At 59.5% G+C, this 12,636-nt stretch carries 10 protein-coding genes and 1 pseudogene; 8 read left to right on the top strand and 3 right to left on the bottom strand.

All coding sequences use genetic code 11. The features are described from left to right. Positions 1–9: 9 nt before the first annotated feature. The gene (locus ACNHKD_RS06045) at positions 10–1,818 is read left to right on the top strand and encodes a hypothetical protein (RefSeq protein ID WP_442756175.1); all 1,809 of its coding nucleotides are present in this window, start codon (positions 10–12) and stop codon (positions 1,816–1,818) included. 228 nt (positions 1,819–2,046) lie between these two features. Here the strand turns inward: ACNHKD_RS06045 and ACNHKD_RS06040 are convergent. Beyond that, a pseudogene (locus ACNHKD_RS06040) lies at positions 2,047–2,175 on the bottom strand (IS110 family transposase); the annotation flags it as partial. Between the two features lie 233 nt (positions 2,176–2,408). Between ACNHKD_RS06040 and ACNHKD_RS06035 the strand changes: the two are divergent. The 4 genes from ACNHKD_RS06035 to ACNHKD_RS06020 all read left to right on the top strand — a co-directional run bounded on the left by ACNHKD_RS06035 (position 2,409) and on the right by ACNHKD_RS06020 (position 5,275). Continuing rightward, a complete protein-coding gene (locus ACNHKD_RS06035) occupies positions 2,409–2,987 on the top strand; it encodes an HdeD family acid-resistance protein (RefSeq protein ID WP_442756174.1) in 579 nt (192 codons plus the stop codon). A gap of 455 nt (positions 2,988–3,442) precedes the next feature. Further along, positions 3,443–3,718 carry a hypothetical protein gene (locus tag ACNHKD_RS06030; RefSeq protein ID WP_442756173.1) on the top strand — a complete coding sequence of 92 codons (276 nt, stop codon included), beginning with the start codon at positions 3,443–3,445 and terminating at the stop codon, positions 3,716–3,718. A 680-nt stretch (positions 3,719–4,398) separates the two neighbouring features. Then, complete coding sequence (locus ACNHKD_RS06025) at positions 4,399–5,004, top strand: RNA polymerase sigma factor (protein WP_442756172.1); 606 nt, start codon at positions 4,399–4,401, stop codon at positions 5,002–5,004. A gap of 22 nt (positions 5,005–5,026) precedes the next feature. Continuing rightward, a complete protein-coding gene (locus ACNHKD_RS06020; protein ID WP_442756171.1) occupies positions 5,027–5,275 on the top strand; it encodes a hypothetical protein in 249 nt (82 codons plus the stop codon). Positions 5,276–5,765: 490 nt separating this feature from the next. Here ACNHKD_RS06020 and ACNHKD_RS06015 read toward each other — a convergent pair whose 3' ends face one another. Further along, a complete protein-coding gene (locus ACNHKD_RS06015; protein ID WP_442756170.1) occupies positions 5,766–7,352 on the bottom strand; it encodes a DHA2 family efflux MFS transporter permease subunit in 1,587 nt (528 codons plus the stop codon). A gap of 199 nt (positions 7,353–7,551) precedes the next feature. Here ACNHKD_RS06015 and ACNHKD_RS06010 point away from each other — a divergent pair, with 199 nt between their 5' ends. Together ACNHKD_RS06010 and ACNHKD_RS06005 are read left to right on the top strand one after the other, a co-directional pair. Further along, positions 7,552–8,463, top strand: a complete 912-nt coding sequence (locus ACNHKD_RS06010) for a LysR family transcriptional regulator (RefSeq protein ID WP_442756169.1) — start codon at positions 7,552–7,554, stop codon at positions 8,461–8,463. Between the two features lie 219 nt (positions 8,464–8,682). Beyond that, positions 8,683–9,447, top strand: a complete 765-nt coding sequence (locus ACNHKD_RS06005) for a YiiX/YebB-like N1pC/P60 family cysteine hydrolase (RefSeq protein ID WP_442756168.1) — start codon at positions 8,683–8,685, stop codon at positions 9,445–9,447. Positions 9,448–9,479: 32 nt separating this feature from the next. Here the strand turns inward: ACNHKD_RS06005 and ACNHKD_RS06000 are convergent, their stop codons facing one another. Further along, entirely contained in the window at positions 9,480–11,492 is a 2,013-nt protein-coding gene (locus ACNHKD_RS06000; RefSeq protein WP_442756167.1) for an aconitate hydratase, read from the bottom strand. A gap of 307 nt (positions 11,493–11,799) precedes the next feature. Between ACNHKD_RS06000 and ACNHKD_RS05995 the strand changes: the two genes are divergently transcribed. Beyond that, complete coding sequence (locus tag ACNHKD_RS05995) at positions 11,800–12,411, top strand: hypothetical protein (RefSeq protein ID WP_442756166.1); 612 nt, start codon at positions 11,800–11,802, stop codon at positions 12,409–12,411. Positions 12,412–12,636 lie beyond the last annotated feature (225 nt).

Genomic DNA, 12,636 nt, shown 5'->3' with positions numbered 1-12,636 from the left:
GGTAGGCGCATGAACCGAGCATTCCTAATCACGCTTGTCGCTACGGCGTCAGCTGTCGCATCCTTGCCTGCGCGGGCGAAAGACGACGATGTGATCATCAGCCGAGCCGGCGTCCTGCCGTCGGCCGTTCTGGAAATGACCGATGAGCCCGGCAAATGGTTCAAGGATCCGAAAAGCGGCGCCTCTCTCGTCGTGGTGAAGCCAGGCGAGGCCGTGCTCATCAAGATGACCGAAACCAACACGGATCACACCATAACGAGTCTGGCGTGGCAGCCGGGCGCGGATAAATTCCCGGTTGATCAGGAGAGGCCGTCGAATGCCAGCGTCACGCAGACTTTCGACAAACCGGGGCTTTATGTCTTCACCTGCAAGGTTCATCCTTATATGTTCGGCGCCGTGGTCGTCGACGATCCGAACACGGAAGGGCTCGACATCGGCGGCGAATTGCAGCTTGTGACCGGCGCGAAAATTCCAACGACAAGCGACGTCGCCAAAAAGCTGCTGCGCACTTTCTTTGTCGCCACCACTCCTTCCCTTTGGCGCGACTATCGGCAACCCAAGTGGGAGGTGAAACTTCCCGCTCTCGACGTGAATCTCGGGGGGACGAAGATCAATCTGAGCGCTCTCGACGTCTCTGCGCCCAATGCGTTGTCAACGCCTGCGACCCCCGGCGTCGGCGAAGTCTGGGTCAATACGCAGTTCGAAGGCGTGAGCGGCAAGACCAAATTCGGAACCGCGACACAAATCGACGCAACGAACTGGACGCTCAAGAAAAAGGTCAAGGGCGTCGAGCAGAATATGAACAACCCTCACAATATGTGGGCCGATCCGGCGTATAAATGGATTTATCAGACCGAGTGGTTCGACAAGCGGCTTACCACTTTTGACCGGTTGACCGGCAAGGTTCTCGGCGCGCAGGTCGTCGGACAAAATCCGTCGCATGTCATGACCCGTCCGACGACCGGCTTGCTCTACGTGGCGATCAACGGCGAGGATCGCGTGTTGAAGCTCTCGTCCGGCGCATCTCCATCAGCGATCGGCAACATCAATGTCGGTCCGCATTCCGGTCCACATGGCCATCACCTTACCGACGACGGCAAATATATGATGACGCCGAACGCTCTGGCGGGAAGCGTCACCGTTGTCGACCTCGACACCGAGAAGGCGACGGAAATTCCGACCGGCGGCGTTATTCCGATCGCGATCTGGAGCGACATGAACCATAAGGGCTACGCCGCCAATCTGCTCGGAACGCCGCCCGCCATGCTCTCTTCCCTGACCGTCATCGACATCGACAACAAAAAGAAGGTCAAGGACATCGATCTCGCCGCCGATTACGACCCGATCAGCGGCGCGCATAAGGGCGAGGCTTATGGCTTGCTTCCAATCCAGACGCCCGTCAGTCCCGACGGAAAATATGTCGTAACGGCCAATACGCTCAGCGCGACGGTCACGATCGTCGATGTGAAGACAGATAAGGTGGTAAAAAGCCTTCCCTGCGAAGCGGGCTGTCATGGCGTCAACTTCGGGCACAAGAAGGGAGGCGGTTACTATGCTTACGTGGCGAGCAAATTCGCCAACGATCTGATCGTCATTGATATGGACAAGCTGGAGATTGCCGGCCGCATTCTGCTCGCGGATTCGAAGGACGGTCAAATCACGGCGAATAACGGCATGGGCGGACAGGGCGTCTTGCCGCTGCCGATCGTCGAACGCGGAATGCTGGCGCCGACGCTCAAACTGGCCGGATCCGGCAAATTGGACGGAGAGGTCGAAGGTTGGCTGAAACAGTTGACCAAAGAACAAAGGGGCGATTGATTCATCTCGCCGCAATGTGAACGGCGGAGCCCCTCCAGGGCTCCGCCTAATATTATGACTGTCATTCAGCGCCGGTGAGGCATGCTTTTTGTAGATCGGTTTAACCTGCCCCCGAGCATTTGAAGCGGCTGCGCTTGGCTTTTTGCGCCCGAGAGCGACGGTTCGCCAGAATCGATTTCGGCGCGGCGTTCGAAACGCCCATCAAGCGACGACAAGCCTCCTCACGACGTCGGTCTTGCTCGGCATCGTCTTCACCGCATTGGCTAACCGCTTCTCGATGAGAATCGACGATAAGCCAGCTTGCTTTGGTCCGTCATGCAGCCATGCCGTCAGCGAGCAGGCTTCCCGTCCGATGCGCCTCTCTTTGGAAAATCGACGTGGGCGTTGCGGCTGCAACGCAAAGCTGGAGCGCGACAATATTAAATCCGACGGATTTCGATCGTCATCGTCGCTCTCCTTCCGACTCCAGATTCTCAGCCAGAATTTAGGAAGGAAGAGCGGCGCCGTGGTTGCCCATGGCCGCCGCAGGGGTGGGCGTTACGGTAGCGCGCTGATAGGAAGGGGACGCCATCGTCGTTCTGGAGGTTCACATGACGAAGCCATTCGATATTTTTGTCGCCGAAGCGCCTGACGTCCTTGCCGTTCATTGGGGTTGGGCTCTTGCCCTTGGAATTGCAATCGGCGCTATTGGACTCCTCGCGATCATCCGCGCGAGAGCCGCGACTCAAATTGCAGTCGTTTTCTTTGGAATTCTTCTCACCACCTCAGCCTTAGCGGTTCTGATTTTTGATTTCTCGGTCGCGGGCCTCTGGTCCGGATTCTTCGTTCACGTCTTGTGGGCCGTTCTCGTCGGCATCGTCGGCGTGATGCTGTTCATGCGTCCGCTGGCCGGCGCCCAGGCGATCACATTAGTGCTCGCTTTCTATTTTCTTGTCAGCGGCTTGGCGACGATTGGCTTCGCCTTGTCCTCGCATCTCGACAATTTGTGGATTTATCTTTTGCAGGGCGCAGTGAGCCTGCTCCTCGGCGCGCTTTTACTCATCGGCTGGCCGTTTACGGGGAATTGGGTGATCGGGACTTTTATCGGCGTGGATCTGCTATTCAAGGGCTTGTCAATCGTGGCCTTGGGCCTTGCGCTGCGTTCAATTTCGGAAGGTCCGCTCCTCTAATTCGATTCGGAAGTCCCGCTCATCTAATGTGATAACGAAGCGCCGACTTCGATCGTCGAACCGGCGCTTTCTCTTTTTCTTCTTCGTCGCATTCGGCGACACTGTGACGAACAACCGTCCGCGTCTGCCGCTTTGTTTGAGCACACCAATTTTTCTCGTCAAGGACAACCGTTTCGGTTGTTCCGCGGCTGCGGAAGATAGAGTTGGCGACCTTTTGCAATGGCTCGACGAGACTGCCTTGGCGGTCCAAAAAATCTCGCGCCTGGGGTAAGAACGCTAACAAGAAATGCATCTAACGGATAGCTTCACGGGAAGACAATCTAACCGCCTTCATAGAACTTCGCACGGGTTAGAGATTACGCTAATGCGCAATCATGAAGTGGAGCTGGATATGACAGCGAGTTCGGGAACGGAATTACCAACCGTCCTCGAACAAAGTCAAAGGAGGCTCATCGATGAAATATTTTCTCGCGCTCTTGATCGTAACGAGCACAATGCAACTCGCCGTGGCCCTGCCCCGGCACGACGCCGCGGAACGCGCTCGTTCGCACGCATCGGCGGTCTCATCCGCCACGCAGGACGGCCAATCAACCGCTAGCTATTCCGGATATCTGGGGCAGAGAGAAGAAGGACAAGGTTTGCTCCCGATTGAGAACCAGCAGTTGCGAGGGCTTCTTTTCGTGCTTGGCGGTTTGGCTGGCCCGGTGGCGTTTTTGTTCGCGGCGCCGTAGCGCATCGGTTGCTTTGAGAACAAGCGACAAGCGGTGTTCGGCTAAAACAGAGTCGGGGCATTTTAAGATTTACATCTAATGTCCCCGTACAGAAACATCTCGCCATCGACCCCGGTTTCCTAACGATGGCGCGATGGAGGGGGCGCGAGAGCTTCTCGCGCCCCCGCATTCAAATCACAGTGGAATCGCGGCGTCCCGATGGCTTGACCTGGCGGGTCGGACTGGAGAGCGGCAAGCGAGAAATCAAACGCACCGACGAGTCCCGCGCAGTCGCCGCTTCCGCTGCTGCGGGGACCACGTTCGACACGTGAGGCCAATTTTCCTATCTTTGCGACGGCGTCGAGGTTTATGTTTCCGGACAAGAAGATCGAACCCGCGCGCTGTAGCGGCGACGCCGGCGAGCGCTGATCTCCTTGGCTGATCTCCCTGAAAGATTCGGGTCGAACCCACAGTCCGCAAGCCCGATGCAGGAGACTTGCGCCCGCCCGGTTGAGCTTTGTAAATTGCGGCAGATCATCGATGGCGTTCTTTGGCTCCGTCGATCGCTTACGAGGAACCGAGCGTGTCGCTAATCGTCAAATTCAGGGGCGTCGGTGGCCACAAGATCCAACACTGAGTGGCTAGCGGCTCTGCGCCAGTCGGGGCAAAGCCAGGAGAACGCCGTCAAGGAGCTGCGAGAATTGTTGCGCCGCGCGATTTCCAGTTTCCTGTCCCGTAAAAGCAAGGCCGACATCGCCCGCCTTAACGATGACTATGAGGATCTGGCGGAAGACTGCGCGCAAGAGTCCACGCTCCTCGTTCAGGCCAAGCTGGATCAGTTCCGCGGCGACAGCCAGTTTACGACATGGGCCTATTCTATCGCTATCCGCGTCACCCTTAATGAACTGCGGCGGCGCCGTTGGCGAGCAACGGCGATCGACGCGGCGCGCCTTGGCGACGCCATGCCGCATTGGCCGATCGACAATCCCGAGCCCGAGCGAAGTCTCGAGCAACAACAAGCTTGGGCGATACTGTGCGAGCTGCTCGAAACCGCGTTGACCCCCCTACAACGCAAGGCGTTGATCGCGCACGCGTTCCAGGAAATGCCGCTTGATTTTGTCGCGGAATGGATGGGAACCAATCGAAATAGCCTCTATAAGCTCATCCACGATGCGCGCAAGCGGCTCCAGGCCGCCCTTCTCTCAAGGGGCGTCACACATCGCGAGCTCATCGCCATTTTTGATCCGCCTCGGCCCGAACGGCCCTATTTTGAAGACGGTAAGAAATCGTCGTTTCACGGCGTCTAATGGGTAGCGACGAGAATCCAGCATGAAACAGAAAGAGTTCGGACGCCTGATCGATACCATCTTCGCGGCGAAAGCCGGCGAGGAGCTGTCGTGCAGCGATTATTTCGAGCGAGTGCCGCGCTATGCCGAGCTGGAGGCTGCAGGCGAGGACGCCGCTGCGCGCTTTCCCGAGGTGCGCCATCATATGCATCAGTGCCCCGAGTGCGAAGAGGTCTATCTCGGTCTCCTCGAAGTCGTTCTCGCCGAAAAAAAATCCGAGGCTTCGAAGTAAGAATCCTCTGGGGACCGGCGGACTTTATCTGCGGCCATTCGACGACGACGAAGCGCTCGAACCCTCGATTGCATGTCGCCCATCCCGAAAGATCTCCGCCTTCACGGCGACGAGGCGCCGTCGGCGCAGCGCTGAAGCGCGAGAACGCTCTCCGGCCGCTTCGCGCCCCCGATCATGGAATTGTGATTGGGGGCGTCGGAGAGAATGACGCGCTGCCGGATGAAGCGCGGGGGCGCGAGAAACGCCGCGCCCCCGGCATCACGCCATCGAGAGGGGGTCGACGGCGCGATTCTTGATCGCCAAAACGTTGAACGCATAATCCCGACGCGCACGACCATCCTTCTCGTGACGTCGCCCATTAGATGCATTTCGCGGCGAGGTTCTTACCCCGAGGGCCAAAACTGAATCCAATTGTCTTCAACATCGGTATTAGCTTCGGCGTGAGCCGTAGAACCGCGCGATGCAGGCCGCGGATAGCGATAGATCCGCGTCATGGCGACTCCATGAGCTCCTCAGCCCGAAGGTGCGCCGCATCCCCACGCCGCCAGAAGGCGATCAGGGTCGGATGCGCGAACCAGATGACGGCGCCCAGCAACACGAAGACGACAGCGCCGACCAGAAACGCGTCGTTCAGCGCAAGCAGCGCCGATTGCTCACGTATGAGATTTGCAAGCCGGCGCGTCACGGTCGACGAGTTGACGCCAGCAGCTTCGAGTTTCGCAGCCGTCTGCGCGAGAAGATCAAGTGAAGCGAATCGCCGCCCGCCGAGATGATCGGCGAGATCGAGCTGATGGAAAGGCAGCCGGCGGAACTGCACGACAGCGAGCAGCGAGATACCGTAGGAGCCCGCCACGGTGCGCAGAAAAGCCAGCTCTTCCGCGGCGCGAATAAGCTTCGCTCCCGAGAGTCCGTGCATGGCGAGGCTGGCAAGCGGCGCGAAAAAGAGGGCGATGAAAAAGCCGAAAGACAGCATCGGCCAGGATAGCTGGTCGAACCAGGCAAGCCTGTCAAAGAGCCCCAGCCAGGTAAGAGTCGCGGCCAGGCCGGCAAAATCGAAGAAGCAGATCAGCCGCACGTCGACCGTCTTGTTGAGTTCATGAAGAATGGCGACGGTGGGCCCCGCGACGATGAACATCAGCAGGTAAACCGTTCCCGCAAGAGATGACGTATAGCCCATGAGCAATTGCAACTGAAAGACGAACACGGACAGCAGCCCCTGTATGATCAGAAACCCGAAGACTGAGCAAAAGGTCGCAATCGCATAATTGCGGCGCCCGAACAGGCGCAGGTCCAGCACGGGATTGCGCTCGCCGAACTCCCAAATCACGAACAACGGGACAGCGATTTCGACGACGATCAGCGTCGTCGCCAGGAACGGCGAGGCGAACCAGTCGAAATCGTTACCCATATTGAACACCGTCTGAACGCCGTAAACGATGGCGGTGAGCAGCGCGACGCCCACGAAATCAAACCGCACGATTCTCACATTGAAGCCTCGACCGTAGAGCAGCGCGCCGACGAGAGCCGCCGCTAGCGCGCCAACGACGATGTCGGTGTAGAACACCCAGCGCCAGCTCAGGAATTCGGCGAACCATCCGCCAAGAAAAACGCCGATCGTGAAGGGCGTCATGCTCAACGCGCCCCACAATCCGACGGCCCAGGCGCGTCGGCGCTCAGGAAATTCCCTAAGCGCCAGCGATTGTGCGAGAGGAAGAGTCACGCCGCCCGCGAAGCCGAGCAAAATGCGGCCCGGCAGAAACATCCAAAGGGTTTCGCTCGCCGCGCAAAGCCATGCCGTACAGGCGTAAAGCAGGAATGCGACGACATAGACGCGATAGTCGCCGAAGCGGCCGGCAAACCAACGCGCAAACGGCAGGCCAAGCGCCAAGCCAACCATATGGTCTGTCGTGCCCCATGTGCCGAAACTCGGCGTGACCCCGCCAAGACTGCCCGCCACATAGGGCACGGTTATCGTGTAGCCGGGAATATTGGAAAGGACGACAACGGTGCCAAGCGCCAGCGTGGCGGTGAACAACCATAGTCGCCAGCCGCGCAGCGGCCTGTTGTCAACGATCATCCGCGCTCCAAAAGACCGGCTCGCACGAGAAAGGGCAATCGATGGGACAAGAATTCCAACCTGTCGTTCGCACGCACAAATTCTGTCTACGCCAGGGGCCCTCCCGCGGCGTCCCGCTCCTGAGACAGATTCTCACTTGATTTACGAACAGACAAATGTGTTTTATTGAATTTAGAAGCAAACATATTCATATTAACTCATGGACATCAACCTCGCTCGAACCTTTCTGGCGGTGACTGAAAGCGGAAGCTTCATTGCGGCCGCCGAGCGCCTGCACCTGACCCAAACCGCCGTCAGCGCTCGAATTCGAACCCTGGAAATGGAGCTCGACCGGGTGTTGTTCATTCGAAACAAGGCTGGGGCCCGGCTGACGCCCGCCGGCGAACGCTTCAAGCGCTACGCCGAGACGCTCCTGCAGATATGGGAGAGGGCCCGACAGCAGGTCGCCTTGCCCGCCAACAAAACCGATAAAATCACCCTCGGAGGCGAATTGAGCCTTTGGCATCCCTTGCTCGCCGATTGGCTGATTTGGATGCGTCTCGAATGTCCCGAGATTGCGGTCAGAGCGGAAGTCGATGCGGCGACGCGCCTCGTCGAACGAGTGGAAGAGGGATCTCTAGACTTGGCGGTCATCTATAGCCCGCCACAACGGTCTAGCCTCGTCTGCGAACTGCTCATGGAAGAAAAACTCGTTCAGGTAACCAGTTCGCCTGACGGAAGCGTCGATCCGGGCACTTACATTTTCGTAGATTGGGGCGACGCCTTCCAGGCCAATCATCACGCGGCCTTCCCTGAGCTTGGCAGTCCCGCTACGTCGGTCTCGCTCGGACCGCTTGCTTTGACCTTCCTTCTTTCAGTCGGCGGCTCTGGCTATTTCCGCATTGGCGCAGCGCAACCTTTTCTCGATGACGGAAGGTTGCGTCGCGTGCCGGGAGCTCCCGAGTTTTCCTACTCTACTCACGCCGTCTACGCTGCCGGCCGAGCCGACGAGGCGCTTGCGCGTGTCAGAGAAGGCCTGAGGCTCGCGGCCTCCGGCCACGAAAAGCCAGGCGTCGCGACCGTCATTGAATCTCGGAAACGCCCAAACGGCCGATCCACCGCGCCCCGTTAAGCATTCCTCGCTGACGGCTTTTTACCGCGCCTCTTGTGCATCATCCGGCGATATGGAAGTCGCGCGCGCGGCCCCCGCGAATTGAAGACGCCGTCGCCGTCGCTATTTAACGCATACACTCACGAAAACGGTCGGACGACCTCCAGCGTTCGATCCGAGCGCGGCGCCGCCGCGCGATGCGTTTTGAATTCCGATCGCAGGAGGAGCGACGCGCCGGCGATGAACCTCAATGCTTTTCTTCACGCCATCGGGCTGGCCATCGCACGCTATTTGACGACCGAGGTCGAAGCCCATCCGCTTACCGCGCCTGAACCGATCGAACGCTTACGTGAGCTTCTGCGACCGGGCGACGTCCTTCTCATCGAGGGGCGCTCCCGCATCTCTCAGCCAATCAAATATCTGACGCAGTCGACATGGTCTCACGCCGCGCTGTTCATCGGGCCGCTCGCCGGATGCGCGGAAGCTGACGGCGAGCCGCATGTCCTGGTAGAAGCCGATCTCGCGGACGGCGTTCGCTCCTCGCCGCTTTCCAGATATCGCGATTATCACATCCGGATCTGCCGGTCGGTGAATCTCAGCGACTCCGATCTTCATCAGCTTATCGCCTTCGCCGCGGAGCGCGTTGGCGCAAAATACGACTTACGCAATCTCTTCGATCTTTTTCGCTTTCTCGTGCCCACGCCGCCGGTCCCGTCGAGATGGCGGCGGCGTTTCATCGCCGTCGGCTCGGGCGCGCCGTCGCGCGCCATATGCTCGACGCTGATTGCCGAGGCTTTCCATTCAATCCGGTACCCGATCCTTCCGACGATTGAATTGGTAACGGCGAGCGATCCGAAGACACAGCGTCACGTCACCCGTGAAATTCTGCACATACGAGATTCTTCGCTGTACACGCCGCGAGATTTCGACCTATCGCCGTTTTTTGCCGTGGTGAAGCCTGAACTGATGGAAGGCTTTGATTATCACAAGGTCACGTGGGCTTGACCGCCCGTGACGCATAAACGGCTAAAATCGTTTCAAACTCCTCCCTGTGCCGAGCGACGTTGATCCGGTCCGCCAAGACGGCGGCGATGCGTGATAACGCCGCCGTCGAGAACGATCGCAATTTCATCTGCATTAAGTTGATGCGTGGTTTGAACCTCCGCTTTGCCGGTCTTGAACACGACCCCGGGACCGTGAGCGAGCTGGTCGCGTATATCCGCGCAATTCAGCCTGTCGCCGATGTCCAGCCGATCGTAATCCTCCGCATGTGCGAAGACGAGCGGCAGCACGCCATAATTGACGAGATTCTGCCGATGAATGCGGGCGAAGCTTTTCGCGATGACGACCCGCAGACCAAGATAGCGCGGCGCGGCGGCGGCATGTTCGCGTGACGACCCCTGGCCGTAATTGCTTCCGCCGATGACAGCGTGTCCAGCCTTGGCGCCAAGGGCGCGAGCGTGGCGCGCATAGTCCGGATCGATGCGCTCGAAGGCGAAATCGGAGATACGCTGAAGATTGGAACGGAACGGCAGGACCTTCGCGCCTGCCGGGAGAATTTCGTCGGTCGATACGTCGTCCCCCATTTTCAGCAGGATTTCGAGTCCGATCATATTCGGCAGCGGATCAAAGTCAGGCAAGGAACGGATATTGGATCCTTTCACCAGCTCGACGCGCTTCGCCTGGGCGGCCGGTAGAGGCGGCTCCATCAGCAAGAACTCTGACCTCGGCGTGGGCTCCGCCAGATCCGGATAGGGAATGCCGATCTTGCGCGGGTCGGCGACGCGGCCGGCGAGTGCGGAAGCGGCGGCGGTCTCGGGGGAGCAAAGAAAGACGGAATCCTCCTCTGTGCCGGAGCGCCCCGGGAAATTGCGCGGCGTGGTGCGCAGAGAGTTGCGGCCGATGGCCGGCGCCTGCCCCATGCCGATGCAACCGTTGCATCCGGTTTGATGAATTCGCGCGCCGGCCTCGACAAGCGCGGCAAGTCGACCGTCGTCAAGCAGGGCTTGCAGCACTTGTCGTGAAGTGGGATTCACGTCGAAGGATATGGCTGCCGGCGCCGACTTGCCGCGCACCATTTCCGCGCAGATGGCGAAGTCGCGCCAGCCGGGATTGGCGGATGACCCAATATAGGCCTGCGCGATCTCCTCGCCCGCGACTTCGCGGACCGGAACGACCTTCCCCGGGCTCGAGGGCAAGGCGATCAGCGGCTCGAGGGTTGAAAGGTCGACGCTGTCATGGAGGTCGTAGCTGCAACCGGCGTCAGCCGCGAGAGGGCGCCATTCCGCGTCGCGACCGCGCGCGCTCATGAAAGCCCGCGTCTTTTCGTCCGAAGGAAAGACGGACGTCGTCGCGCCGAGTTCGGCGCCCATATTGGCGATGACGTGCCGGTCCATCGCGGTGAGCCCCTCGAGGCCCGGCCCGTAATATTCAATGATTTTTCCCACACCCCCGCGGACGCCGTGACGGCGCAGCATTTCAAGGATCACATCCTTGGCGCTGACCCAGAACGGCAGGGCGCCGCGCAGCTCGACGCCGAAGATCGCGGGCGTCTCGGTGACGTAGGGTTCGCCGGCAATCGCGAGCGCCACGTCGAGCCCGCCCGCGCCGATCGCGAGCATGCCAAGAGAGCCGGCGGCGGGCGTGTGACTGTCGGATCCGAGCAGCGATTTACCGGGCTGACCGAAAAGCTCCATATGCACGACATGGCTGACGCCGTTGCCGGGGCGCGAATACCACAGACCGAAGCGCCGGCAGGCGCTTTCCAGAAAAAGATGATCCTCGGCGTTGAGATTGTCGATCTGGAGTAGATTGTGATCGACATATTGCACGCTGATTTCGGTTTTGGCGCGCTCGAGCCGCATCGCTTCGAGCGAAAGCATGACGAGGGTGCCGGTCGCGTCCTGGGTCAGCGTCTGGTCAATGCGCAGCGCAAGCGGGGCGCCAATGTCTTCGCCCCCGTAGACGCGGTGCGCATCTATCAGCTTCGCGGCTAAGGACTTTTTTGGGAGCCGCATTTTACCCGAAGCCGCCGCCGAAGTCTTTGCCATCGGGATTCTCCAAGAACTTGTTTCATAAGGAAATAGAAATAGCGCTTCGGATCGATTGGAAAGTCGCGTTACGAAATGAATCGCCCGCCTGCCGCGGTCTTAGCTCACAAGCCGCTCCTGGATTTTCCGTCTAACAGCACAAGCGAGACTTCCAGCGATCGAAATCTAACGCTTGGGAAGCCAATCAAAGGCTCTGAGCGGCCCCGCCATGCGGCGAGAGCCGGCTGGCGTCGGGGGGTGGCAAAAGGCGCTTCCGTCTTTATCTAAAAACCTTGGCCGCACTTGCAGACTGCGGGTCCCACAAGCGATGGAGGCGGAGCTGACCAACGATTTCGCTCGCGAAGCCACGGCGCGGATTGAGCTTGACAGCCTCACCCGCAAGGAATTGCTGGCGCTCTTACGCGAGGTGACCGAGCAGCGAGATCAAGTGCTATCCCAGTTCGAGGCGATGGCGCTCCAAACCGACGAGTCGGCTCGAGAGGTTGCGGAAGCCCAACTGGAAGAGCATCACGAAGCCGAGAGAGCGAAAGACAGCGAGCGTCACGCTGAACAGGAAGCCGCGCATGCCAAAGAGCTTTCAAGCCAGCTAGAGGAAGAACGGCGCAAGAGCGCGGCAATCGCCGCGGAATTCGCCCGCTTTCGCGACGCCGTCGAGCGTGCGCCGGTTGAGGATCCCTGGAGCGTGTTGGGGCGGGCTGCTTTGCAGATTGTCAGCGATTGGGTTGCCTGGGCGAGGGCAAAAATCCCGCCGGACAGCCCGTTGCTGCCTTGGTTCGACCGAGCGGTTGAGTTGGCGAAAACGGCGGGAGGCCTTCTGTCCACATGTGGTAAAGCCTTCTTCGAATGGGCGAAACCGCACGCGGTCGCCTTGTGGCGCTGGCTCAAAAGCGAAACCGCAAGACGCATGAACAAAGAATAGAGATGGGCTCTGGTCTAGTGGAAACAAACAAACCCATCGCCCGGCTTTTACCAGCAGTTCCCAAGGCGAAGATCGCAAGCGGAGACATTGGGACAGACGCTCCTCCCGTCGTTCTGATTTCGCCCGGCTAGGAGATCGACGGGCCGCCACGCTCTGAGGCTACGGTCCATTGTTGCGGCTTGGTCCGTTGCGCGCCATTCTGCAATGCTCCATGACCGCAAGAGA

Source organism: Methylocystis sp. JAN1, from assembly GCF_052186135.1.
Lineage (GTDB): Bacteria > Pseudomonadota > Alphaproteobacteria > Rhizobiales > Beijerinckiaceae > Methylocystis.
This window is presented reverse-complemented; position numbering and strand designations above follow the sequence as displayed.

Coding starts and splice junctions, on each gene's coding strand:
- ACNHKD_RS06045 (WP_442756175.1), top strand. CDS start 10: ATGAACCGAGCATTCCTAATCACGCTTGTCGCTACGGCGTCAGCTGTC.
- ACNHKD_RS06035 (WP_442756174.1), top strand. CDS start 2,409: ATGACGAAGCCATTCGATATTTTTGTCGCCGAAGCGCCTGACGTCCTT.
- ACNHKD_RS06030 (WP_442756173.1), top strand. CDS start 3,443: ATGAAATATTTTCTCGCGCTCTTGATCGTAACGAGCACAATGCAACTC.
- ACNHKD_RS06020 (WP_442756171.1), top strand. CDS start 5,027: ATGAAACAGAAAGAGTTCGGACGCCTGATCGATACCATCTTCGCGGCG.
- ACNHKD_RS06015 (WP_442756170.1), bottom strand. CDS start 7,352: ATGATCGTTGACAACAGGCCGCTGCGCGGCTGGCGACTATGGTTGTTC.
- ACNHKD_RS06010 (WP_442756169.1), top strand. CDS start 7,552: ATGGACATCAACCTCGCTCGAACCTTTCTGGCGGTGACTGAAAGCGGA.
- ACNHKD_RS06005 (WP_442756168.1), top strand. CDS start 8,683: ATGAACCTCAATGCTTTTCTTCACGCCATCGGGCTGGCCATCGCACGC.
- ACNHKD_RS06000 (WP_442756167.1), bottom strand. CDS start 11,492: ATGGCAAAGACTTCGGCGGCGGCTTCGGGTAAAATGCGGCTCCCAAAA.
- ACNHKD_RS05995 (WP_442756166.1), top strand. CDS start 11,800: ATGGAGGCGGAGCTGACCAACGATTTCGCTCGCGAAGCCACGGCGCGG.